General features: G+C 60.6%; 23 protein-coding genes and 1 pseudogene. 13 read left to right on the top strand and 11 right to left on the bottom strand.

Annotation, left to right across the window (positions count from 1 at the left end; translation table 11 throughout):
* Window positions 1-113: 113 nt before the first annotated feature.
* Window positions 114-548, bottom strand: a complete 435-nt coding sequence (locus ACK83U_RS00465) for an RbsD/FucU family protein (RefSeq protein WP_112609446.1) — start codon at window positions 546-548, stop codon at window positions 114-116.
* Window positions 532-1,779 carry an ROK family transcriptional regulator gene (locus ACK83U_RS00470; protein ID WP_112609447.1) on the bottom strand — a complete coding sequence of 416 codons (1,248 nt, stop codon included), beginning with the start codon at window positions 1,777-1,779 and terminating at the stop codon, window positions 532-534. Before ACK83U_RS00470 ends, ACK83U_RS00465 begins: the two co-directional genes overlap by 17 nt.
* Window positions 1,780-2,030: 251 nt before the next feature.
* On the opposite strand from ACK83U_RS00470, the gene ACK83U_RS00475 reads away from it, so the two are divergent.
* The 6 genes and pseudogenes from ACK83U_RS00475 to ACK83U_RS00500 all read left to right on the top strand — a co-directional run bounded on the left by ACK83U_RS00475 (window position 2,031) and on the right by ACK83U_RS00500 (window position 8,242).
* Window positions 2,031-3,056 carry a sugar ABC transporter substrate-binding protein gene (locus ACK83U_RS00475; protein ID WP_112609448.1) on the top strand — a complete coding sequence of 342 codons (1,026 nt, stop codon included), beginning with the start codon at window positions 2,031-2,033 and terminating at the stop codon, window positions 3,054-3,056.
* A 178-nt stretch (window positions 3,057-3,234) separates the two neighbouring features.
* Window positions 3,235-4,299 (top strand): ABC transporter permease, encoded by a 1,065-nt coding sequence (locus ACK83U_RS00480; RefSeq protein ID WP_015338686.1) that lies wholly within the window; start codon window positions 3,235-3,237, stop codon window positions 4,297-4,299.
* On the top strand, window positions 4,275-5,084 hold the full coding sequence (locus ACK83U_RS00485) for an ATP-binding cassette domain-containing protein (protein WP_181476231.1): 810 nt from the start codon (window positions 4,275-4,277) through the stop codon (window positions 5,082-5,084). Before ACK83U_RS00480 ends, ACK83U_RS00485 begins: the two co-directional genes overlap by 25 nt.
* On the top strand, window positions 5,081-5,713 hold the full coding sequence (locus tag ACK83U_RS00490; protein WP_112609449.1) for a nucleoside triphosphate hydrolase: 633 nt from the start codon (window positions 5,081-5,083) through the stop codon (window positions 5,711-5,713). Before ACK83U_RS00485 ends, ACK83U_RS00490 begins: the two co-directional genes overlap by 4 nt.
* A 144-nt stretch (window positions 5,714-5,857) precedes the next feature.
* On the top strand, window positions 5,858-6,898 hold the full coding sequence (gene pyrC / locus ACK83U_RS00495) for a dihydroorotase (RefSeq protein WP_112609450.1): 1,041 nt from the start codon (window positions 5,858-5,860) through the stop codon (window positions 6,896-6,898).
* Window positions 6,899-7,091: 193 nt separating this feature from the next.
* Window positions 7,092-8,242, top strand: a pseudogene (locus ACK83U_RS00500) (GGDEF domain-containing protein).
* Between the two features lie 38 nt (window positions 8,243-8,280).
* Here ACK83U_RS00500 and ACK83U_RS00505 read toward each other — a convergent pair.
* Together ACK83U_RS00505 and ACK83U_RS00510 are read right to left on the bottom strand one after the other, a co-directional pair.
* On the bottom strand, window positions 8,281-8,760 hold the full coding sequence (locus tag ACK83U_RS00505; protein WP_112609451.1) for an anthrone oxygenase family protein: 480 nt from the start codon (window positions 8,758-8,760) through the stop codon (window positions 8,281-8,283).
* The gene (locus ACK83U_RS00510; protein ID WP_112609452.1) at window positions 8,757-8,945 is read right to left on the bottom strand and encodes a hypothetical protein; all 189 of its coding nucleotides are present in this window, start codon (window positions 8,943-8,945) and stop codon (window positions 8,757-8,759) included. The genes ACK83U_RS00505 and ACK83U_RS00510 overlap by 4 nt, the downstream gene beginning before the upstream one ends.
* Before the next feature lie 97 nt (window positions 8,946-9,042).
* On the opposite strand from ACK83U_RS00510, the gene ACK83U_RS00515 reads away from it, so the two are divergent.
* The 3 genes from ACK83U_RS00515 (at window position 9,043) to ACK83U_RS00525 (ending at window position 11,520) form a co-directional block, all read left to right on the top strand.
* A complete protein-coding gene (locus ACK83U_RS00515) occupies window positions 9,043-9,693 on the top strand; it encodes a TetR/AcrR family transcriptional regulator (protein WP_112336621.1) in 651 nt (216 codons plus the stop codon).
* A 125-nt stretch (window positions 9,694-9,818) separates the two neighbouring features.
* Window positions 9,819-10,517: an orotate phosphoribosyltransferase gene (locus ACK83U_RS00520; protein ID WP_112609453.1), complete on the top strand. Its 699-nt coding sequence runs from the start codon at window positions 9,819-9,821 to the stop codon at window positions 10,515-10,517.
* A gap of 76 nt (window positions 10,518-10,593) precedes the next feature.
* A complete protein-coding gene (locus tag ACK83U_RS00525; RefSeq protein ID WP_112336619.1) occupies window positions 10,594-11,520 on the top strand; it encodes a carbohydrate kinase family protein in 927 nt (308 codons plus the stop codon).
* Between the two features lie 146 nt (window positions 11,521-11,666).
* Here the strand turns inward: ACK83U_RS00525 and pgi are convergent, their stop codons facing one another.
* Complete coding sequence (gene pgi, locus ACK83U_RS00530; protein ID WP_112607969.1) at window positions 11,667-13,292, bottom strand: glucose-6-phosphate isomerase; 1,626 nt, start codon at window positions 13,290-13,292, stop codon at window positions 11,667-11,669.
* A gap of 175 nt (window positions 13,293-13,467) precedes the next feature.
* The gene (locus ACK83U_RS00535) at window positions 13,468-15,165 is read right to left on the bottom strand and encodes a long-chain fatty acid--CoA ligase (RefSeq protein WP_112607971.1); all 1,698 of its coding nucleotides are present in this window, start codon (window positions 15,163-15,165) and stop codon (window positions 13,468-13,470) included.
* Between the two features lie 346 nt (window positions 15,166-15,511).
* On the opposite strand from ACK83U_RS00535, the gene ACK83U_RS00540 reads away from it, so the two are divergent.
* Window positions 15,512-15,904, top strand: a complete 393-nt coding sequence (locus ACK83U_RS00540; RefSeq protein WP_015338697.1) for a PRC-barrel domain-containing protein — start codon at window positions 15,512-15,514, stop codon at window positions 15,902-15,904.
* Window positions 15,905-15,961: 57 nt separating this feature from the next.
* Here ACK83U_RS00540 and ACK83U_RS00545 read toward each other — a convergent pair whose 3' ends face one another.
* Complete coding sequence (locus ACK83U_RS00545) at window positions 15,962-16,357, bottom strand: VOC family protein (protein ID WP_112607973.1); 396 nt, start codon at window positions 16,355-16,357, stop codon at window positions 15,962-15,964.
* Window positions 16,358-16,535: 178 nt separating this feature from the next.
* Here ACK83U_RS00545 and ACK83U_RS00550 point away from each other — a divergent pair, with 178 nt between their 5' ends.
* Window positions 16,536-16,919, top strand: a complete 384-nt coding sequence (locus ACK83U_RS00550; RefSeq protein WP_112607975.1) for a YciI family protein — start codon at window positions 16,536-16,538, stop codon at window positions 16,917-16,919.
* An 18-nt stretch (window positions 16,920-16,937) separates the two neighbouring features.
* Here ACK83U_RS00550 and ACK83U_RS00555 read toward each other — a convergent pair whose 3' ends face one another.
* The 4 genes from ACK83U_RS00555 to ACK83U_RS00570 all read right to left on the bottom strand — a co-directional run bounded on the left by ACK83U_RS00555 (window position 16,938) and on the right by ACK83U_RS00570 (window position 20,830).
* Complete coding sequence (locus tag ACK83U_RS00555; RefSeq protein ID WP_112607977.1) at window positions 16,938-17,693, bottom strand: ABC transporter permease; 756 nt, start codon at window positions 17,691-17,693, stop codon at window positions 16,938-16,940.
* Window positions 17,690-18,637 carry an ABC transporter ATP-binding protein gene (locus ACK83U_RS00560; RefSeq protein WP_112336612.1) on the bottom strand — a complete coding sequence of 316 codons (948 nt, stop codon included), beginning with the start codon at window positions 18,635-18,637 and terminating at the stop codon, window positions 17,690-17,692. The genes ACK83U_RS00555 and ACK83U_RS00560 overlap by 4 nt, the downstream gene beginning before the upstream one ends.
* Window positions 18,634-19,800: an ABC transporter permease gene (locus ACK83U_RS00565; protein ID WP_112607979.1), complete on the bottom strand. Its 1,167-nt coding sequence runs from the start codon at window positions 19,798-19,800 to the stop codon at window positions 18,634-18,636. The genes ACK83U_RS00560 and ACK83U_RS00565 overlap by 4 nt, the downstream gene beginning before the upstream one ends.
* Window positions 19,801-19,921: 121 nt before the next feature.
* The gene (locus ACK83U_RS00570) at window positions 19,922-20,830 is read right to left on the bottom strand and encodes an ABC transporter substrate-binding protein (protein WP_112607981.1); all 909 of its coding nucleotides are present in this window, start codon (window positions 20,828-20,830) and stop codon (window positions 19,922-19,924) included.
* Window positions 20,831-21,272: 442 nt separating this feature from the next.
* On the opposite strand from ACK83U_RS00570, the gene ACK83U_RS00575 reads away from it, so the two are divergent.
* Both ACK83U_RS00575 and ACK83U_RS00580 read left to right on the top strand, forming a co-directional pair.
* Complete coding sequence (locus tag ACK83U_RS00575; protein WP_112607983.1) at window positions 21,273-22,499, top strand: LysR family transcriptional regulator; 1,227 nt, start codon at window positions 21,273-21,275, stop codon at window positions 22,497-22,499.
* Between the two features lie 96 nt (window positions 22,500-22,595).
* Window positions 22,596-22,808 (top strand): hypothetical protein, encoded by a 213-nt coding sequence (locus tag ACK83U_RS00580; RefSeq protein ID WP_112398438.1) that lies wholly within the window; start codon window positions 22,596-22,598, stop codon window positions 22,806-22,808.
* Window positions 22,809-23,050 lie beyond the last annotated feature (242 nt).

Below are 23,050 nucleotides of genomic sequence, written 5' to 3' on the forward strand. Positions count from 1 at the left end.
GTCTGAGCAATTGGCTGGATGGGAGGCTGTGGTCGCATCTAGCTCCTTCTCCCCGCTTGCGGGGAGAAGGTGGCCGAAGGCCGGATGAGGGGCTTTGGGGCAAGCCGTCCTCACTACCCCTTGGGATAAATCACACCCTTGCGCAAAATGATGTTCCCATAGAGCCGCGGCTCGCTGGTCTGTATCAGCGCATGCGCACGCTGTACCCGTTCATAGAATTCCGCTGGCAGTAACGGCACGACCTTGATCTCGGGCACATGCCGGGCGCAGCATTCGATCATCTCCGCATGGACGGGGTCGATGGCATCGCGGTCCTGCTTGACGGTCGCCCGGAATATCGCCTGCGGCACGAAATCGTCGATCGGCAGCACGCTCAGCACGGCATCGAGCACGCGAACGACGCCATGGCCGTCGAGGCGGATGAGGCGGCGTCCATGTTCGAGACCGGGATAATTGCCGTCCACGAGGGCGATCTCGTCGCCATGGCCCATGGCGCGTAGCGTCGCCAGAAGCTCCGGGCTCAACAGCGGGTCAATGCCCTTCAGCATGCTCTATCTCCTTGAAAAGAACGTTCTGGTCGATGAGGTAGCGCGCGAAGATCGGCAGGCTGGCGCCGCCGATGGCGCGTGCCTGCGGCCCCACGGCGCCCTCGATGATCTCGGGCATGACGACGCCCTGAAGATCCAGTTCCGCCGCTGCCTTGATGGTTGCGCGCACCACGCGTTCTCGCACCCAGCCGGGAAAGCCGCCATCGATGACCGCGGCGCTGAAATCAAGAACGGAGGCGGCGGCGACGATCGCTTGTGCCAGTGCCTTGGCCGTGTCCTGGATCCAGATTTCCAGCGGCTCGCCGAAATCGATCCAATTATCCGCCGAATACCAAAGTGGGCGGGGGTCGAAACCATGATCCCGCAATAGATTTTCCAACACGAAGATCGAGGCGATCTCGAGAAGCTGGCGATTCTCGCCGTTGCGGCCGCGCACGGGCAGGGGGCCGAGTGCGCCCGCGGTACCCGTTCGGCCAACGAAGACGGACGAATTCAGGACGATGCCGCCGCCGAGGAACGAGCCTATGAAGAAATAGACGAAATCCGGATAATGCGGGCCGATCCCGAAGACCAGTTCGGCACCGCAAGCGCTGGTAGCGTCGTTTTGCAGAAAGACCGGGTAAGACACACGCGAGGCAATTTCGGCTCGTAGATCGAAGCCTCGCCAGGCATCCATCGCTCCCGGCGGCGCGCCCACCTGCTCGGCCCAATTCCAGAGCTCGAACGGTGCGGCAACGCCCATTCCCGCGATCTTGCGGCGCTGCTCTTCGCTGAGGCGCCCTTCCAGTTCCTTGATGCCGGCCGCGACGAAGGTGATGATGTCCTGCGGCAGCGGGTAGGGGTAGATCTGATGGAGCTGCATCCGGATGCCGCCGACGAAATCCATCAGCACGAGATCGGCGCTGCGTCGGCCGATCTTGACGCCAAAGGAGAGTACGGCGTCCGGATTGAGCCGCATTGGGGTGGAAGGCTGACCGACGCGCCCGCGGACCGGCGCATCGCGGGACAGCAACCCGTCCTTTTCCAGCTCCCGCATGATGACGGACACCGTCTGTGCCGAAAGCCCGCTTCGCCGCGCAATATCGGCCTTCGAAAGCGCGCCGTGACGGCGCACGAGCGAAAGCACAAGCCGTTCGTTGTGGGCGCGCACGCCAAGCTGGTTCGCGCCCCCGGAGGGGTCGAGAATCGCCGGTGTTGTCGGTGTGTCCTCCGGGTCATGCACGAGAGACATGGGCCTGCTCCTTCCATCATGGCCATGCCCTATTTTTTTCCAGAATGCCACATCGAATTAATAATTCAATCCGATTTATTTATTGACAGGCGGATTTCTTTAGGGTCTGATATTGACCGTCGAGGATGCGCGCATAGCCTTGGAGGAGGTCCACCGAAAACAATCCCACAGGCTTGACGCATCTTTAACCGGGTTCGAAGCGAACCCGCGACAGCCGGAGGGTCCGGCTTTTCAAACATCGGGAGGATTGAATGAAGAAATCCATTATTTCCGCAGCCGTTGCCGCCCTGGCGCTCGGCGTTGCATTTGCCGCTCCGGCCAAGGCCGCCGGCGTATCCGCCTGCCTCATCACCAAGACCGATACCAATCCCTTCTTCGTCAAGATGAAGGAAGGTGCCACCGCCAAGGCCAAGGAACTCGGCGTCACGCTGAAGTCCTATGCCGGCAAGATCGACGGCGACAGCGAAAGCCAGGTTGCCGCGATCGAAAGCTGCATCGCCAGCGGCGCCAAGGGTATTCTGATCACCGCTTCCGACACGAAGGGCATTGTTTCCTCCGTCAAGAAGGCACGCGATGCCGGCCTGCTGGTCATCGCGCTCGACACGCCTCTGGAACCGGCTGACGCCGCCGACGCGACCTTCGCCACCGACAACCTTCTTGCCGGCAAGCTGATCGGCGAATGGGCCAACAAGACGCTGGGCGACAAGGCCAAGGATGCCAAGATCGGCTTCCTCGACCTGACGCCGTCGCAGCCTTCCGTCGACGTCCTGCGCGACCAGGGCTTCATGATCGGCTTCGGCATCGACCCGAAGGATCCGAACAAGATCGGCGACGAAACCGATCCGCGCATCGTCGGCCATGATGTCACCAACGGCAACGAGGAAGGTGGCCGCAAGGCCATGGAAAACCTCCTGCAGAAGGATTCCAGCATCAACGTCATCCACACGATCAACGAACCGGCCGCTGTCGGCGCCTATCAGGCCCTGAAGGCCGTCGGCTTGGAAAAGCAGGTTCTGATCGTGTCGGTTGACGGCGGTTGCCCGGGCGTCAAATCCGTCAAGGAAGGCGTGATCGGCGCTACGTCGCAGCAGTATCCGTTGATGATGGCAGCCCTGGGCGTCGAGGCGATCAAGAAGTTCGCTGATAGCGGCGAGAAGCCGAAGCCGACCGAAGGCAAGTCCTTCTTCGACACCGGCGTCTCCCTGGTCACCGACAAGCCGGTTTCCGGCCTGAAGTCGATCGACACCAAGGAAGGCACGGCAAAGTGCTGGGGCTAAGCCCCTTACGAAATGTGATATAATCCCTTCGGGAGCCGCGTTATGCGCCTGCTGGCGCGGCTCTCCTTATAAGGGAACAGACCATCGCAACAGTCACGTCGGCCGGGGTTCATCCCCTCGGCGGACCCCTTAACAGCCGGCGGTTTCCGCGCATGAGCGCGGTGGCGGAGGAATAATTATGTCCGGAGCACAGGAATTCGAACGTGTTCTCGACGGCAGCGACAAGAACGTCGCGTCGTTCGAGCAGCACGATGTCTCTTTTCTCAAGCGCGTGCAGCACTTTCTGCATTCGACGCCGGCCGCCGTGCCGTTGATCGTATTGGTAATGGCGATCGTGATCTTCGGTATCGCGATCGGAGGGCGGTTCTTTTCCGCCTATACGCTGACACTGATCCTGCAGCAGATCGCGATCGTCGGCATTCTCGGTGCTGCCCAGACGCTGGTCATCCTGACCGCCGGCATCGATCTTTCGATCGGCGTGATCATGGTCATTTCCTCCGTCGTCATGGGCAACGTCGCCGTCACTTACGGTCTGCCGGCGCCGGTCGCCATCATCGCCGGCATGGCCGCTGGCGGCCTCTGTGGGCTGCTCAACGGTTTCCTCGTCGCCAACATGAAGCTGCCGCCGTTCATCGTGACGCTCGGCACGTGGAACATCGTCATGGCGACGAACTTCATCTATTCCGCCAATGAAACCATCCGCGATACCGATGTCGATGAAAAGGCGCCGCTCCTGCATCTCTTCGCGATCAGCTTCCGGCTTGGCGGTGCGGTGCTGACCCTCGGCGTCATCGCCATGGTGCTGCTGGTGCTGGGCCTATGGTATATTCTCAATCATACCGCCTGGGGCCGGCATGTCTATGCCGTCGGCGATGATCCGGAAGCGGCGAAATTGTCGGGCATCCAGACCAAGAAGGTACTGCTTGCCGTCTATGGCGTTTCGGGACTGATCGCGGCCTTTGCTGCCTGGGTTTCGATCGGCCGCAACGGCTCTGTCTCACCGTCTTCGGCCGTGACGGACTTCAACCTTCAGGCGATTACCGCAACCGTGATTGGCGGCATCTCGCTCTTCGGCGGCCGCGGCTCGATCCTCGGCACGCTCTTTGGCGCCATGATCGTCGGCGTCGTTTCCATGGGCCTCAACATGCTCGGCGCCGATCCGCAGTGGAAGGTGCTTCTGACCGGCGTGCTCATCATCGGCGCCGTCGCGATCGATCAATGGATCAGAAAGGTATCGGCATGACCACGACCGTCGAACCCATCCTCACTGCCCGCGGTCTCGTCAAGCGCTATGGACGCGTCACCGCGCTCGACAACGCCGATTTCGATCTCTATCCCGGCGAAATCCTTGCGGTCATCGGCGACAACGGCGCCGGAAAATCCTCGCTGATCAAGGCGATTTCCGGCGCGGTGACACCCGATGAAGGCGAGATCAAGCTGGAAGGCAAACCTGTTCATTTCAGGTCGCCGATGGAAGCGCGCGATGCCGGCATCGAAACGGTCTACCAGAACCTGGCGCTGTCGCCGGCGCTCTCAATCGCCGACAACATGTTTCTCGGTCGCGAGATCCGCAAGCCCGGTTTCCTCGGTTCCGTCTTCCGCATGCTCGATCGGCCGGCCATGGAAAAGCGCGCCCGCGACAAGCTCAGCGAACTCGGCTTGATGACGATCCAGAACATCAACCAGGCGGTGGAAACGCTCTCCGGCGGTCAGCGCCAGGGCGTTGCCGTGGCACGCGCCGCCGCCTTCGGTTCCAAGGTCGTCATCATGGACGAGCCGACGGCAGCCCTAGGCGTCAAGGAAAGCCGCAAGGTCCTTGAACTCATCCTCGACGTGCGTGCGCGCGGCTTGCCGATCGTTCTGATCTCCCACAATATGCCGCACGTCTTCGAGGTTGCGGACCGTATCCATATCCACCGCCTTGGACGACGCCTGACCGTCATCAATCCGAAGGAATACACCATGTCCGACGCGGTTGCCTTCATGACCGGCGCCAAGGCTCCGCCGGTCGAGAACGTCGCTGCATGAGTGCTTCTCTTGACGATGTTGCCGGCGAGATCATCGCGCGCGCCGGCAACACGAAACGCTTCCTGGTCGCGATTGCCGGCCCGCCCGGTGCCGGCAAATCCACCCTGGCCGATAATGTCGCCAAGGCGTTGAAGGCGAGGGGCGAAAGCGCCGAAGTCCTGCCCATGGACGGCTTCCACATGGATAACGCCGTCCTCATCGAGAAGGGACTTCTGAAACGGAAGGGCGTGCCTGACAGTTTCGATGTGCGCGCCTTCCTCGATATCGTCAGGGCCGTGCGCGCCGCCGACCAGGAGGTCCTGGTGCCGGTCTTCGACCGTTCGCGGGAGATTGCCATCGCCTCGGCCCGCATCGTCTCGGCAGATCATCGCTTCATCGTCATCGAGGGCAATTATCTGCTGTTCAACCAGGGCAAATGGGCGGAGCTGGAAGGCATGTTCGACTATTCGATCATGCTCGCGCCGCCGATGGAAGTGCTGGAAGAGCGACTTTGGGCGCGCTGGAGGGGCTACGATCTCGATGAAGAAGCCGCCCGGGCCAAGGTTTACGGCAACGATCTGCCGAACGGCCGGCTGATTCTGGAGAACCGGCGCCGTGCGGACGTCACCATAGATATCGTGCAGGATTGACCTCGCCCATCATTTAACCGCCGTCGCGGATTGTTTTGCGAGGGCGGATGGTGCTATCGAAGCGCGATAGCAGAAAGTGCGATCTCGAAAAGGCTGAAGCAGCTTTCGGGTAGGATCGCGCTCACATTTCCAGAGGTCGCGCCCATGCAAAAGCTCACCATCCGCCGTCCTGACGACTGGCATCTGCATTTGCGGGACGGAGCCATGCTGGAAGGCGTGATAGCCGATACCTCCAGGCATTTCGCCCGCGCCATCATCATGCCCAATCTCGTGCCGCCTGTGGTAACAACGGCGGATGCGACCGCCTATCGCGAGCGCATCCTGAAAGCGCTGCCGGCGGGTGATCGCTTCCTGCCGCTGATGACGCTTTATCTCACCGAACACACCAATCCTGACGACGTCGAAGAAGGCAAGAAGAGCGGCCTCATCACCGCTGTCAAACTCTATCCGGCGGGTGCGACAACCAACTCACATGGCGGCGTGCGCGATCTGAACAAGGCAATGCCGGTGCTGGAGCGCATGGCGAAGATCGGCCTGCCGCTCTGCGTTCATGGCGAGGTCACGACGCCGGAAGTCGATATTTTCGATCGCGAGGCCGTGTTCATCGAAACCGTACTTGATCCGTTGCGCCAACGCCTGCCTGAACTGAAAGTCACGATGGAGCATGTGACCACCGCGGACGGCGTAGACTACATCAAGTCGGCAAAGGCCAATCTCGCCGGCTCCATCACGACGCATCACCTGATCATCAACCGCAATTCCATCCTCGTCGGCGGCATTCGCCCGCATTATTACTGCCTTCCGGTCGCCAAGCGCGAAAACCATCGTCTGGCCTTGCGTGCGGCCGCAACCAGCGGCGACGCCAGGTTCTTCCTCGGCACGGATTCGGCTCCGCATGTCGATCCGCTGAAGGAATGCGCCTGCGGCTGCGCCGGCATCTATACGTCGATCAACACCATGAGCTGCCTTGCCCATGTCTTCGAGCAGGAAGGCGCATTGGACAGGCTTGAGGCTTTTGCGTCGCTGAACGGCCCGGCCTGGTATGGCCTGCCTGTCAACGAGGATAGCATCACCCTGGTACGCCGGGCTGAGGCTGTGACTTTCCCTGCCAAGATCGAGACCGGCGCCGGCCCGGTCACTGTTTTCGATCCCATGTTCGCCTTGCATTGGGACGTCGAGATTTAGCGGAATCATACATAAGTAAAGCCAAATACAAAAACCATATTGCGGCAACCCATGGGTGTTTGCCGCAATATGAAACGTATATTTTGTTGATATATATTTTCTTTATTATTTGCCGTAACTAATTCGATACCCCTAAGGACCTAGTGTGCCCGGAGACACCTTGCGGTAGAAATCAAACCGTAGAAAGAGCATGATGCTGGTCGATTACAACTCCCTGCTTCTCGCCCTCGGTGTTTCCGCATCATGCCTTGCGGTCACGTTGGTCGGAAGCTGGTTTTCGCGCCGGCCCGATACCTTCCTGCTGACGTGTTCTGCCGGTCTTGTGCCTATCGTCGGCGGCATCTTCGTCTACGGCGCCTATGTCGACCATCCCAAGCCGATTTTTGCCATTTTGACGTTCGTCTTATTTTTCCTTGGCTTCGCGACGATCTGGGTGGCCGGTTATCAGTTTCGCACGGGTCGCCTCTCCAGGATCCGCTTTGCCCTCGGCTGCTTGCCGGGCATGTCAGCATCGATCGGACCGATGCTTGCCGGCTACGACGGGCTGGCTTTCATCGCCGATAACCTTGTCATCTGCGTGCTCCTGCTTCTGACGGCGCGCGAATATTGGCTCAGCCGGCGCGAGGCACCGACGCCGCTCTATGGCATTACGGCGCTTTACACGCTGACGGCCATTTCCTTTGCCTTATGCGCGGCCGTGCTGATCGCCGATGGCAAACTCGTACTCGGTCATGCGCCGGACAACTGGGCGGAGGATGTCAGCCTCGCCGTCTGCATCGCCGGAATGACCGGGATCGGGGCACTGTCCCTTGCTTTGCACCAGTGGCGCCAAGCCGCGTTTCATCGTCAGGAGGCGATCACCGACGCCCTGACCGGGCTGCTTAATCGCCGCGCGCTGTTCGATCTTTACGGCCGCCGGTCCTTCGGCCCTTCGATGGCCGTCATCATCTTCGACATCGACCGTTTCAAGGCGATCAACGATCAGCACGGCCATGCCGCCGGCGATCTCGTGCTCAAGCTTTTCGGCCAGGAACTCGCCTTCGGTTTGCGGCCTTCCGACACGGTGGCGCGTCTGGGAGGCGAGGAATTTGCGCTTGTTCTCGACAACGCGCTGCCGGGTCGCGCGGAGCAGGTCGCAGAGCGGGTGCGTGATGCCTTTGCGGCACGGGCGATCAGCATCGAAGGCAAATCTTTCGCCGCACCGTCAGCGCCGGCATTGCGACCGGTACTGCCAAAGGGCTCGGCTTCGATGATGTGCTTCGCGCCGCCGACAAAGCGCTTTATGAGGCAAAGCGAAACGGCCGCAACCGTGTAGAGGTCGCGGCCTATCTGCGGGCTGTCTAGCCGGGCGTTTTCGGCTGACCATCTCTCGTCACAGGCCGTCAGAACAGGGCCTTCACGAAGGCGCATGCGGCCAGTAGCGAGGCGACCGTGCGCACATGGTTCCAGCGCGTCCAGTCGCTGATATAGGTGGACCATAGCTGCACCGACTCAGCGGAATGGCCGTTCACTTTATCGAGTGCGTCGTTCAGGGGCACATTGAAGACCATGGTCGAAAGAAAGCTCGCGACGATATAGAGCGCGGCACCCGCCAGCATCAGAACGCTGGTGCCGCCTCGCCAATAAAGGATGGCCATCACTGCGATGAAGATCGAGAGCGCCGCCGTCAGCAGGAACAGCACGATGAAGGGCGAGCGCACGATCGTCGTGTTGATCGATTGCATCGCGGCAATCCCCTGATCGACGGGGAGGCGAGCGAAAGCCTGCATGATGAACGTCGAGAAGGCGAAATAGACGCCGGCGAGAAGCCCGCTGCTGAGCGCGGCAATGATGAGAGCGATATTCGTGATCGGAAAGGTCATGACTGGAAACTCCAGATGCCGGTTGCGGCGGTTTGTCGGGCATAATCGAAAAAATCTTTCGGCTGCCTGCAGAGGATCCGGCTAATGCCGTTCATGACAGGCGAGTTGCGGCCGTCGAGACGCTCGACGACGCGGTCGCCAATTTTTCCCAATCCGCCGATGACGGCAATTGTCGAGATCTGCATTTCAAGCTCCTCCAGCACAAATGTGATAAATTCTCTCATTTGCAAATGTGATAAACTCTCTTATATTGCTTGTCAACAAGTGTAGGCAGGGAATGGAATGGCACGGGAACCGATCGCGAGACGCAGGCGCAGCAAGGACGAGGCGGGGACGCCGCGGCGCATACCCAGTCAGCAACGCGGTCGCGAACGCGTGGATCTGATCCTTTCGGTGGCATCCGAGCTGATTGCGAAAAACGGCAGCGATGCGCTGCGCATGGGCGAGATCGTCGAAAAGGCGGGCGTTTCCTTCGGCTCGCTCTACCAATATTTCCCTGACAAGACGGCGATCATCCGCGTGCTGGCCGAGCGCTTCAACGAGCAGGGCCGGCAATGCGTCGAAGACGAACTGGTGGCGATCAAAAGCCGCGATCAGCTGCAGTCCGCTCTCGGCCGCATTGTCGATGGCTACTACGCTATGTTTCTGGAAGAGCCTGTCATGCGCGACATATGGCACGCGACCCATGCCGACAAACTGCTGCAGCAGGTCGATGCCGAGGATATGGAATGGCATTCGCAGGCGTTTCTGACCGTTCTAAAACGCCTATGGCCGGCGCGCGACGACTCCGAACTTGCGAGAACAGCCCGGTTGACTATGCAGCTTGTCGCGGCTGCGGTGCGCTATGCGATTTCGATCGAACGGGAAGAAGGCGACAAGGTCATCGAACTGTTCAAGGCGATGCTCCCTGCCGATCTTGGAGCACTGCACTGATTGCTTCCGGTCGCCCTGCAGAGGGCGACCGAGGGGATGCCCGCAAAAGCTTTCATATGTCTGGAAACTCGGCCCGCTTGCTGCTATTGCCGCTGGAACATTAGCGCTCGCCAAGGAGGCCTTGCATGACCCAGATGATATTCACCGATCGCACCGTCATGGCTGAGCTGATGGCTAGGATGCTTTGGGAGATCAAGGCGGTCCACTTCAATGCCGACAAGCCCTACAAGTTCGCGTCCGGCATGGCGAGCCCGGTCTATATCGATTGCCGAAAGCTGATCTCCTATCCGCGCATCCGCTCGACGGTCATGGACTTCGCCGCCAGCATCATCGTGCGCAATGTCGGCTTCGAGCAGTTCGATTGCGTCGCCGGCGGCGAGACGGCGGGCATTCCTTTCGCCGCCTTCCTGGCCGAGCGCCTGAACCTGCCGATGATCTATGTACGCAAGCAACCGAAGGGCCATGGCCGCAACGCCCAGATCGAAGGCGATATGAAAGACGGCGCCCGCGTGCTCGTCATCGAGGATCTGACGACGGCCGGCGGCAGCATGTTCACCTTCATCGACGCGATCCGAGCAGCCGGCGGCATTGTCGATCATGGCATGGCGCTGTTCTATTACGGCATCTTCCCCGAGGCGGTCGAACGCTTTGCCAATCGGAAGGTGAGCCTGCAATACATTACGACCTGGCGCGAAGTGCTCGCCGTTGCCAAGGAACAGAAGCTGTTCGACGACAAGACGCTGGAGGAAGTCGAAGCCTTTCTCAATGCGCCGCTCGCCTGGTCCGGCCGGAACGGTGGTATTTCGGAGCTGCCAACAAACTGACGCTTTGCTTTTGCACTGAATCTATCTAATCGATTTATGTAATGGACACGATGGACGCGCTCTTTGGGAGGCCGGAATGATTTTGTGCTGTGGCGAAGCTTTGATCGACATGCTGCCGCGGGATACGACGCTGGGTGAAAAGGGCTTTGCCCCCTACGCCGGCGGCGCGATCTTCAACACCGCGATCGCGCTCGGCCGTCTCGGCATTCCCACGGGCTTCTTCACCGGCATCGCCGACGACATGATGGGTGAAATCCTGCGCGATACGCTATCGGCCTCCAAGGTCGATTTCAGCTATTGCGCCATCACCCCCCGTCCGAGCACGATCGCCTTCGTCAAGCTCGTCAACGGCCAGGCAACCTATGCCTTCTATGACGAAGGCACGGCTGGCCGCATGATCACCGAAGCGGATCTCCCGACGCTCGGCGATGATTGCGAGGCGCTGCACTTCGGTGCGATCAGCCTGATCCCCAATCCGTGTGGCGGAACCTACGAGGCGCTGATGAAGCGCGAGTACCAGCGCCGGGTCATCTCGCTCGACCCGAACATCCGCCCGGGATTCATCAAGGACAAAACAGCTCACATGGGCCGCATCAGCCGGATGGCCGCCATGTCCGACATTCTCAAATTCTCCGATGAGGATCTGGAATGGTTCGGCATTGCGGGCAATCACGACGAACTCGCCACTCATTGGCTGAACCAGGGCGCCAAACTCGTCGTCATCACCAAGGGTGCGGAAGGCGCAACCGGCTATACCAAGTCGCTGAAAGTCTCGGTGCCGAGCGAGCGTGTCACGGTTGTCGATACGGTCGGCGCGGGCGATACCTTCGATGCCGGCATTCTGGCATCGCTGAAGATGAACAACCTGCTGACCAAGGCGCAGGTGGCATCGCTGAACGAAAAGGCGCTGCAGGATGCGCTGGCTCTGGGCGCGAAGGCTGCGGCGGTCACGGTCTCCCGCGCTGGAGCCAATCCGCCCTGGGCGCATGAGATCGGGCTTTGACCCAACCCTCCCCTTGAGGGGGAGGGTGGGCACGCAGTGCCGGGGTGGGGTGATCCTTTATTCCTTCCAATGCGGGAGAGCTTAATCACCCCCCACCCGCCGCTTCGCGGCGACCTCCCCCTCAAGGGGGAGGTAGATGAAATGCTTTACTTCGCGCGGCTTGCCAGCGCAGCCACCAGCCCCTGTGTCGAGGAATCGTGGCCGGCAGCGCTTTCCTTGCCTTCGATGACCGGGAGCAGGCCGGTTGCCAGTTCCTTGCCGAGTTCGACGCCCCACTGGTCGAAGGAGTTGATGCGGAAGAGCACGCCTTCGACGAAGACGCGGTGTTCGTAGAGCGCGATCAGGCGGCCGAGCGCAAAGGGCGTCAGCTTGTCGTAGACGAAGGTGATCGACGGACGATTGCCGGTGAAGACGCGGTGCGGCGCGATGAAATCGGCCTTCTTGTCGTCCATGCCCTTGGAGGTGAGCTGAGCCTTGGCTTCCTCGAAGGTGCGGCCCTTCATCAGTGCTTCCGACTGCGCCAGGCAATTGGCCATCAGCAGGTCGTGCTGGTGGCGCAGCTCCGGTTCGAAGCCGTTGGCGGCGATCATGAATTCGGCCGGGATGATGCTCGTGCCCTGGTGGATGAGCTGGTAGAAGGCGTGCTGGCCGTTGGTGCCGGGCTCGCCCCAGACGACCGGGCCGGAATTGCCTTCGACCGGCGTGCCGTCGATGGTCACGCCCTTGCCGTTCGATTCCATATCCAGCTGCTGCAGATAGGCCGGGAAGCGCGACAGGCGCTGGTCATAGGGCAGGATCGCGCGCGTGGGATAGCCGAGCACGTTGCGATGATAGAAGCCGATGAGGCCGAGCAGCATCGGCAGGTTTTCCTTGAAGGGCGCCTGCCGGAAATGGTTGTCCATCGCATGCGCGCCATCGAGGAACTCGCCGAAGTTTTCCGGGCCGATCGCGATCATCAGCGGCAGGCCGATGGCAGACCAGATCGAGTAGCGGCCACCGACCCAATCCCAGAAGCCGAAGACGCGCTCGCTGTCGATGCCGAAGGCGGCGACCTTGTCGAGCGCCGTCGAAACGGCCGCGAAGTGGTGCTGTACGGCAGCTTCGCCGAGCGCATCGGCGATAAACTTGCGCGCCGTCTGGGCATTGGTCATCGTTTCGATCGTCGTGAAGGTCTTGGAAGCCACGATGAAGAGCGTCGTTTCCGGCTTAACGAGTTTCAGGATATCGGCGATATGGGCGCCGTCGATATTGGAGATGAAGTGCGAGCGCGGGCCGTCGTGGAAAGGCGCCAGCGCCAGCGTCGCCATGACCGGGCCGAGATCGGAGCCGCCGATGCCGATGTTGATGACATCGGTGATCGCCTTGCCCGTCGAGCCCTTCAGCGCGCCCGAGCGGATGCCGTCGGCAAATTTGCCCATGGCGGCGAGAACAGCGTTGACGTCAGGCATGACATCCTTGCCATCGACCAGCACGGGCTTGTTCGAGCGGTTGCGCAGCGCGGTGTGCAGAACGGCGCGGTTTTCGGTGAAGTTGATGGCGACACCGGAGAACATTTCCTCGCGCTTGGCGGCGACGCCGCCTTCGGCTGCGAGCTTCTCGAGAAGGGCGAGGATATCGTCGTTAACAGCTGTCTTGGAGTAATCCATCAGCAGGTCGTCGAACGAGGCGCTGAAGCGAGAAAAGCGTTTCGGATCGGCGGCGAAGGCGGCGCGAATATCCGTGGCCTTCGTTGCCGATGCGGTGCTCTTCAGTTGATCGACGAGGGCGTTCATGGGAGGCTCCTTGCGGTTCGCGCTGCTGGCCTTCAAAACCGGGCCAAGCGCTTTGAGTTTGGTCGCGAAAACTATTCCCTATGTAGGGCGTAAATCAAGTTCACCTATCGCCCAAAACGAAAAAAGCCGCTCGTGAAACAAGCACGAGCGGCTTCCTGAATGACACGGAATTATGTCAGCCGCGCAACTCCTTGCGCAGGATCTTGCCGACATTCGATTTCGGCAATTCGGTGCGGAACTCGATGAAGCGCGGGCGCTTGTAGTTAGTAAGATTTTCCGCGCAGTGAGCCTTGACGTCGGCCTCGGTCAAAGCCGGGTCCTTCTTGACGATGAAGAGCTTCACCGCCTCGCCGGAATGCGGATCGGCTACGCCGATCGCAGCTGCTTCCAGAACGCCCGGATGCATGACGGCGACTTCCTCGATCTCGTTCGGATAGACGTTGAAGCCCGAGACCAGGATCATGTCCTTCTTGCGGTCGACGATCTTTGTGTAGCCGCGCTCGTCCATGAAGCCCATGTCGCCGCTGCGGAAGAAGCCGTCCTCCGTCATGACGCGTGCAGTTTCGGCCGGCTGCTTCCAATAGCCTGCCATGACCTGGGGTCCACGGATGCAGATTTCGCCGACTTCGCCGAGCGGCAGGGAATTACCGTTCTCGTCGCGAATATCGAAATCGGTGCCCGTGATCGGCAGGCCGATCGTGCCGGAGAATTCGGAACTGTCGAAACGATTGGCGCTTGCGACCGGCGAGGTCTCGGAAAGGCCATAGCCTTCGGTGATCCAGGCGCCAGTCATCTTCTGCCACCGCTCGGCGACAGGCCGCTGCACCGCCATGCCGCCGGCAAGCGTTGCAGTATTGGACAGGTCAAGCTTGGTGAACTCCGGATTGTTCATCAGCGCGTTGAACAGCGTGTTCAGGCCGGGGAACATGTCGAACTTGTATTTGCCCAATTCCTTGATGAAGGCGGGTATGTCGCGCGGATTGGCGATGAGCACATTGTGGCCGCCGAGCGACATGCCCATCAGCGAATTCACCGTCAGCGCGAAGATATGATAGAGCGGCAGCGCGCAGACGAAGGTCAGCTGTTCCGGTCGCGGCTTGTTGATATAGGCGGATTGCAGCCAGAGCAGCAATTGCAGCTGGTTGGCGAGCAGATTGGAATGCGTGAGGATCGCGCCCTTGGCAACGCCGGTCGTGCCGCCGGTATATTGCAGGAAGGCAATGTCGCTGCCTGTCAGCTCCGATAGCTTCAGGGGCAGACGCGAGCCCTCGGCGATCACGCTCTTGAAGCTGCGGTGGCCGGGAATGGACCAGGCTGGCACGAGCTTCTTCACCTTACGGACGATCAGGTTGACGATGTGGCCCTTGACGCCGAGCATGTCGCCAAGCGCGGTGACGACCACATGGCGCACATCCGTATGGGCCAGGACCTGCTCGACCGTATGGGCGAAATTTTCCAGAACGAAGATCGCCTTGGCGCCGCAATCGCGCAGCTGATGTTCGAGTTCGCGCGGCGTGTAGAGCGGGTTGACGTTGACCACGACGAGCCCCGCGCGAAGAATGCCGTAAACCGCGATCGGGTTTTGCAGCACGTTCGGCATCATGACGGCAACGCGATCGCCCTTCTGCAGGTCGAGGCTCTGCAGCCAGGCGGCGATCTTGCGCGTCTGCAGGTCGAGATCGCGATAGGTGATGGATTTGCCCATGCTGGTGAAGGCGGGTCTGTCGGCGTAGCGCGCGCAGCTCTCCTCCAGCAGTTCGGCGAGCGAGGCATGCTCCAGCGGCGGCAGCTCTGCCGGTACGATATCCGGGTAAGAAGCGAGCCATATTTTCTTGACCTGCGGTTTATCCGAAGGAGCGGAGACTGAATTCATGCGCATTTCCTCCTCTACGCACCATCACCACGCCCGGCCGTCATATGCGGCGGCTATGCAGAGTGTCATTGGACGATCAAAAAGTCTCCCGCTTTTCGCATCGCCGTAATCTTGCTCTCAGATAAATCACCAGAGCACAACCGAAGCTACAATAACCTTGACGTAAACGTCAACATTTGTCCCGCACTCACGTTTTTTTACAATCCTGAAAAAAGTACTGGAACTTTTATGACAACGGAGCGTTAATAGCGCCATGGGTTTAAACCCATCGGAGCATCGTGCTGCCTTAACAGCAGATCGGACGCTCCATAGTTTATGTGACGCGTATCCAAAAGGAGGTGCGCATATGCATAAAGAGAGTGCCGATTTCTCGGGTCGTGACCTTTACATCAAGGACATGTCGATGCTGGTCGCTTGCGACCGCGTCGAAGGGTCCAGGGTATACGGCTCGGACGGCAAGCAGATTGGTCATATCGAGCGGCTGATGATGGAAAAAAGTGATGGACGCATCGCTTTCGTCATTCTGAGCTTCGGCGGTTTCTTCGGCATCGGCCAGGAGCACTACCGGCTGCCATGGGAGAAGCTGCGCTACGATGCCCGCATTGACGGCTATCGCGTCAGCATGACCAAGAACGACATCGAAAAGGCGTGCCGCTTCGCGGCCAAGGACGATCACGACCATAAGAATCATGGCCACAAGAGCCACGATTATTTTGGCGTGCCGCCCTATTGGATGTGAACGTGCTGGCGGAACTGCCGGATGCCCCGCCGAGGCGGGGCCGGTGTCTTGTTTGGGCTATTTGAACCGCCCAAGCCTTTGCACGACCTCGATCTTGTAACCATCGGGGTCGGTGACGAAGAACAGCAATGCAAAAAGCTTCCCATCACGATTGAGTTCGATGATCTTGCCCGGGTTGAGCCCGAGTTGGATCATGCGCGCATGCTCGTCCTTCAGTTCTGAAACCGAAACCGCGAGGTGGCCATAGGCGTCTCCTTGCGCATAGGGCTCGATGCGGCCTTGATTGATAGTCAACTCCAGTTCGAATCCGATCTCGGCATTGCTCAGATAGATCAGGGTGAAGGTCTCGAAGGAAACCCGGTCGGCAACTTTCAGGCCGAAAGCCTTGTCGTAGAATTCGATCGAGCGCGCCTCGTCCAGCACGCGGATCATCGAGTGGATCATCTTGGCCATCGGCGTCTCCATAAATGGTCAGGGCATGTCATTGCAGCCAATGCCATCGGCAGCCGGTGAAGGCAAGCATGGGGAAACTCGCCATATCTCCAGTCGAGTATAGATCCAGGGTTCCCGAATTGCGATCGGTCTGCTTAACTCCCCGGCGCTCAAGTATACGGCTCAAGGGGGAGAATCCATGTACTACGCCATTCTGGCCTATCACGAGGAAGATATCGTCGAATCCTGGAGCAAGGAGGAGGATGCCGCACTCATGACGGACCTTTTGGAGATCAATGACCGCCTGGTCGCGCAGAAATCGCTGGGGCCGGCTGCACGTCTCGGATCGACCCAAAACGCCGTCACCTTGCGGGGGACGGGTGTGGGCATGGTCATCGACGGGCCATTTGCAGAAACCAAGGAACAGCTGCTCGGCTTCTACATCGTCGATTTTCCGACGATTGAGGAGGCAGTTGCGGCAGCGCGCGAATTGCGTCGCGTCAATCCTACCGCCGTTTATGAAGTCAGGCCGATTTCGCTTTACCTGCCCGGTGCATCCTTGCCGCCAGGCAAAGGCAATTGATGGCAGGCTGTGATCGCCTCAATCTCCATGGGATTGGAGGCCGATCCTGCCGGTGACTGACCGCTCGATCATCTCCATGCCGTCATAGATCAGCACCGCCATCAAGCCGACGATCAGGCCGCCTTGGAGGATGAAAGCGGTGTTGTCGTTGATAAGCCCGGCGATGATGACTTCGCCAAGCCCCTTGGCGGCGACGGTGGAGCCGATCGTCGCCGTGCCGATATTGATGACGGTTGCGATCTTCAGCCCTTCGATGATGAGCGGCAGGGCGAGCGGTAGCTCGACGCGGAAGAGCCGCTGCCAGCCGTTCATGCCCATGCCGTCGGCGGCATCGAGCACGGAGGCGGGCACCTGCTGCAGACCGGCAACCGTGTTCTCGAAGATTGGCAGCAGCGCGTAGAGAAACAGCGCGATGAACGTCGGGACAGCGCCGAAGCCCGTGGTCGAGATGGCTAGCGCCAGCACGGCAACCGGCGGAAAGGTCTGGCCGGCATTGGCGATTGCCCGCGACAGCGGCAGGAAGTCGGCGCCGATCGGCCGCGTGACGAAGATCCCGCCGAGCACCGCCAGGATGCCGCTTGCCGCGATCGAGACGAGGATCAGCTCGAGATGGCTGAGCGCCAGGCTCGGCAGGCTGTTTTGCGTATAGATCGGCGACGCACCGAATTTGGTCAGCGGCGTCAGAACGGGCGTCAGCCATTCCGGACTGAAGAGCATCACCAGCAGCAATGCCAGCGCCAGGAGGCGAAAGAGATTGGCGGCGAGAAATCTCATGCCTTGCGGCCCAGCTCGATCAGGTGCTGGATCGAGATCGAGCCGACAGGCACCTTGCGCTCGTCTTCGACCGTCGCCTCGTCCGCACCCTGCCAGATCAATTCCGCCAAGGCGTCGCGCAGATTGAGGGTCTGCGGCAGGCGGTGCCCGAGGCCAGGCCGCGGCGGCTGCATGCTTTCCTTCAGCGGCAGCAGCGACATCAGCTTCAAGGCGCGGTCGGAGGTGCCGGTCAGCTGCTGCACGAAGGGATCGGCCGGCTCGGTCAGGATCTTCTCGGGCTCGGAGCATTGCAGAAGCTTGCCTTCGCTCATGACGGCGATCTGGTCGCCGAGATGGAAGGCTTCGTCCATATCGTGGGTGACGAGGACGATGGTCGTTCCGAACTGCTTCTGAATGGCAAGCAGGTCGTCCTGTGCCTTGCCGCGGATGACAGGGTCGAGCGCCCCGAAGGGCTCGTCCATCAGCAGCAATTCCGGTTCGGCAGCAAGAGCCCGCGCGACGCCGACGCGCTGCTGCTGGCCACCGGAAAGCTGGCTTGGATATTTGCCTGCAAAGGTGCCGGGGTCGAGATGGAAGAGGTTGAGGAGTTCTTCGACACGGCTGTCAATGCGCGTCTTTTCCCAGCTCAGCAGCTCAGGGACCGTGGCGATATTCTGCGCGACTGTGCGATGCGGAAAGAGCCCGTGCCCCTGGATGGCATAGCCGATGCGGCGGCGAAGCTCGGTCGCCGGCACATTCATGATGTCCTCACCGGCAACGGAGATGTGACCTGCCGATATCGGCACCAGCCGGTTGATCATCCGCATCAAGGTCGATTTGCCGGAGCCGGACGTACCGACGATGACGGTGATCGTGCCCTTCTCTATGTTCATGCTGACATTATCGACCACGGTGGCGTTGCCATACCGCTTGGTGACGCCCTTGAGCTCGATCATGCTGGTCATGCGCGTTGTCCCCGGATGCTGTCGATGACCGCATCGAGGATGACGGCCGATGAGAAGGCGAGAAAGACCGTCGGCACGGCGCCGAGCAGAACGAGGTCATTGGCCGTCTGGCCGATGCCCTGGAAGATGAAGAGGCCGAAGCCGCCGCCGCCGATGAGGGCTGCGACCGTCACCAGCCCGATCGCCTGCACCAGCACTATCCGGATGCCGGTGAGGATGACTGGAAAGGCAAGCGGCAGGTCGATGCCGGTCAGGATCTGCCGGCGCGTTAGCCCCATGCCGGCGGCGGAATCGCGCACGGAAGGATCGACGCCGGCAAGGCCGACGACGGTATTGGCGACGATCGGCAGCAGCGAATAGATGATAAGCGCCACCAGCGCCGGCGCCACGCCGATTCCCTGGATACCGATCGCGGCAGCAAGCGGCACGTGGGCGGCGATATAGCCGAGCGGCAGCATGAGAATGCCAAACAGCGCCAGGCTGGGGATGGTCTGCACCAGGCTCAGTGCCCGCAGCACCACGGCGCGGAGGCGCGGCTGCCAATAGCAAAAGATACCGAGCGGCAATGCAAGCACGATGGCGATGGCGACGGAGCCGAGAGAAAGGAAGACGTGACGCAGCGCTTCATGCCAGAACTTGTCGGCGTTGTTGGCGTATTCCTTCATGATTGAGAGATTGTTGAGCAGGCCGGAGCGCAGGACGAGGACGAGCAGTACGGCATAGGCAGCAAGCGCCGCCACCCGTAGCCAGGGCGTCAGCCGCAGCTTGACCAGCGCGTCCGAAATCATCAACCCGACGACCCCGAGCAGCACCCAGAAGGAACCGCCGGGCGTAATTCGTGCCACGGTGCTGCCTGCCGGCGTTGCAGCCGTCGAGACGAGGCCAAGCGTGACGATCAATGCAGCGATCGCAAGGGTCGCCACGCCGAGACGAATGAGCTGATTGTGGAGGAAGAGTGCGGAAAGCGCCGCCGCAGCGAGAAGGGCGATCAGCACCAATGCTGCCGGCTGGGCAATGAGCTGCGTCAGCAGTTGCGGCTTGCCGGCGGCGATGCGGTTTGCCTTGACGATGATGAACGGCATCCAGGCCATTGCCAGCCCGCCGCCGGCCACCAATACCACTCCGAGACGGTCCACTCTGCGGACCGCTAGCGCATCTTCCATCAGGCAAGCTCCGTCAGCGCATGAGCCCAGAATTCAAGGCGGGTTCGGACAAGATCATGCCCAATTGAAACCCCGTGGCTCCACTTTATCAAAATGGAGCCGCCAGAGCAGCGTCAATGCCTTACTTCAGAAAGCCATTGTCCTTGAGGTAGGATTCGGCAACAGCCTTCGCCGGCTCACCATCGACCTGGATGCGGCCGTTGAGCTTGCGCAGCACGTCGGCAGTCAGGCCCTTGAAGATCGGTGCCAGTACTTCTTCGATCTTCGGATTGGCCTTCAGCACGGCCTCACGGATGATCGGCGTCGGCGCGTAGACTGGCTGCACGCTCTTGTCGTCCTCAAGGACAGTCAGTTCGGCGGCTTCGATGGCGCCGTCGGTACCGTAGACCATCGCCGTGTTGACGCCGTTGGTCTGGTCGGCCGCAGCTTTGATGGTCGCCGCCGTATCGCCGCCCGAAAGTACGACTTCCTGATCCGGCTTCAGCTTGAAGCTGTAGGTGGTTTCGAAGGCAGGCAGGGCCGCCGGCGAATTGACGAACTCCGAAGAAGCCGCGATCTTGATCGGGCCGCCGCCGGCGACCCACTTGCCGAAGTCCGACATGGTCTTCAGCTTGGCTGGGCCGGCGACATCGTTGCGCACAGCAATCGCCCAGGTATTGTTGGCGGGCGAGGGTGTCAGCCAGACGATCTTGTTGGCGTCATAATCGAGCTTCTTGGCCAGATCGTAGCCCTGCTGCAGGTTCTTCCAGGCGGCATCGTCGGCCTTGTTGAAGAAGAAGCCGGCATTGCCGGTATATTCGGCATAGATGTCGATTTCGCCCGCGGTAATCGCCTTGCGCACGACAGGCGTCGTACCGAGAGCGATGCGATCCTGCGCCTTGATGCCGTTGGCATTGAGTGCTGCGAGGATGATGTTGCCGAGCAGAGTGCCTTCGGTATCGATCTTGGAGGAGACGACGACGTCGGCGGCGCTGGCGCCACTGGCAAGGAGAGCCGTCAGCGTGGCGGCAAGTGCAAGCTTCTTGAACATGATGTTTCCTTCGTACCCCGTTAAATCGTTCTTCGGCTTGCCCGCGCCGCCTTAAAGGGCCGCAGTCCGGACAGGCCGCTTGGAGCGGGCCGGCGGCCCACGGCGAATTCGTGGCTGCTTCAGGGACGTAGCGCTCATCGCGGAAAAGTCGATGCGCTTCGGATACCCGTTGCAGTCGCGCGATTATGATGAGCGTACTCGACATTCGCGCGAAATTGGATTTCTTTTTTCGAGGGCAAGTGCGTTTGTTTTTGTTCCCCTTACCCGTTTGACGCTATTCCGATCTCATTTTTGCGGCTGGGTCGGTGAGGCGGCAAGGAAACGATAGTCGCCGCTTTTCAGCTTAGGGATATCTTTTTTCGAGAACACGGCATATCGTCGGGATATCATTGATCTTCTTGCGGCCGCGCCAGGATGCGTGCTGCGGATAAGGGGATGGGTTTTGTATCTCGGTGCTTTGTTCGTAGCCGACATGGTGTTCTCCGTCGGCTCGGTGAGGGAGACCGCGCGGCGGCTGTCTTTTTCCGCGTCGACCGTCTCCGGTGCCCTGCGCCGGCTCGAAACGGAGCTTGCCATGAAGCTTGTCGAGCGTGCCTCCGGTGAGCTTGCGACCCTTCTGGCGAGTTCCAAGGTTCAGAAGGGGCTGCAGCCCATTCTCAGTGGCATGCGCCAGCTTTCGACCCTGATGAAGGAACCGCCGGCTCCAAAGGACTACGACCAATGGGCCGCACGCCTGCCGCTGAAGATCGCCACCATCGAACGCTTCCTTGAGGTTGCCGATCAAGGCAGCATCAATCGCGCCGCCCGCCGTCTTAGGCTGGGCCAGCCGCAACTCTCCTTGCAGATTGCCAATCTGGAGGAACTGTTCGGCTGCCGCCTGTTCGCCCGGCAGGCGCAGGGTTCCGTGCTGACGGCGGCCGGACAAGAGGTTCATGCTATCCTCTCCGCCATAGCGCAGGCCTGGGACGAGATGAAAGCGGCAGCCGACGAGCGCTTCCAGCGAACCGCCCGCGCCGTGCGCATCGGCTCGATCATTCCAACCGGTTCGGAAAGCTGGGTTGCGCGCTCGCTTGCAAGCCTGGTATCGCGCTGGAACATCGGCGGTAACAGCAACATGCTATCGCTGCTGCTGATGACGGCGGATGATCTGCGCGAGGCGCTCCGTTCCGGCCGCATCGATGTCGCCATTGTCGATTCCGTCTTCGGCCTCGACGCCTTCGAACATGTGGAACTGGTCGCCACGGACATGGTGGCGATCGCCCCGCCGGGTAGCACTGAGCAGACCTTCGCCGCGCTCATGGAAAACCATCCGCTCTGCGTGCCAAGCCCGCGCACCGGCATTGGCAATGCCGCGACAGCCTTCGGTTACGACAGCCGCGACCGCCGCCGGTTTCGCGGCCGCGACATCACCTCGGCCGATTCCCTGCCCGTCATCGTCGATCTCGTCGCCAATCACGGCTATGTGTCGTTCCTCGGCCGCGTCAGCGCGCTTCCGATCGCCGACAAGGTCCGCATCGTCGATCCCGATGAGATTTTGCCGCTGTCCTATCACCTCGCCCATAATGGCCGTAAAGCCTCGGTTGAAGCGTGCCGGCTGATCCAGCAGGCGGTTCGCGAACTGGTTGGAGAGGTGGGGACGACACGAAGGCGCCTGTCGTCCCGCGGGTAGCGGAACAAATGCGGCATCTTCGCGTTTAGGTCGGTTAGGTTAGTCCGGGCGTACGCAGCCGGGGGGCGCGGTTCGGCACCCAATGAGAGACCATACATGAAAATTCTTGCAATGGCGCTCGTCGCACTAGGCATTATTGTTCTGCCCGCTACCTATGCCGAGGCGCGTGATCATCACCATCACCGCTGGCATCAGCACCATCATCGCGACTATCGCCCTCATCATCATGGCTGGCATCGCCATGAAGGCTGGCGGCATGGCCATGGCCATCATCGCTGGCACAGCAAGCCGCATTTCTCGCATGCCTGACGGCTGCGGACAGGCATCAAAACGGCGTCTTCGGGCGCCGTTTTTTTTGGCCACTGGCCAATTGCGTCCTTATTCTTCCGTCCTGCTAATATCGGTTGAAGCGCACCCGCCGATGAGCCTGCGATCGTATTCAGGCGGGTCCGATGGCGATGTCGCGAAAACGCCTGCTCCTCAAGGGATAGCGGAACTTTCGAAGGCGCTGTTGCGTTTACTATATCGTCCGGAGGACGCAAGTAATCCGA

The organism is Rhizobium sp. WW22 (assembly GCF_047041135.1).
Classification (GTDB): domain Bacteria; phylum Pseudomonadota; class Alphaproteobacteria; order Rhizobiales; family Rhizobiaceae; genus Rhizobium.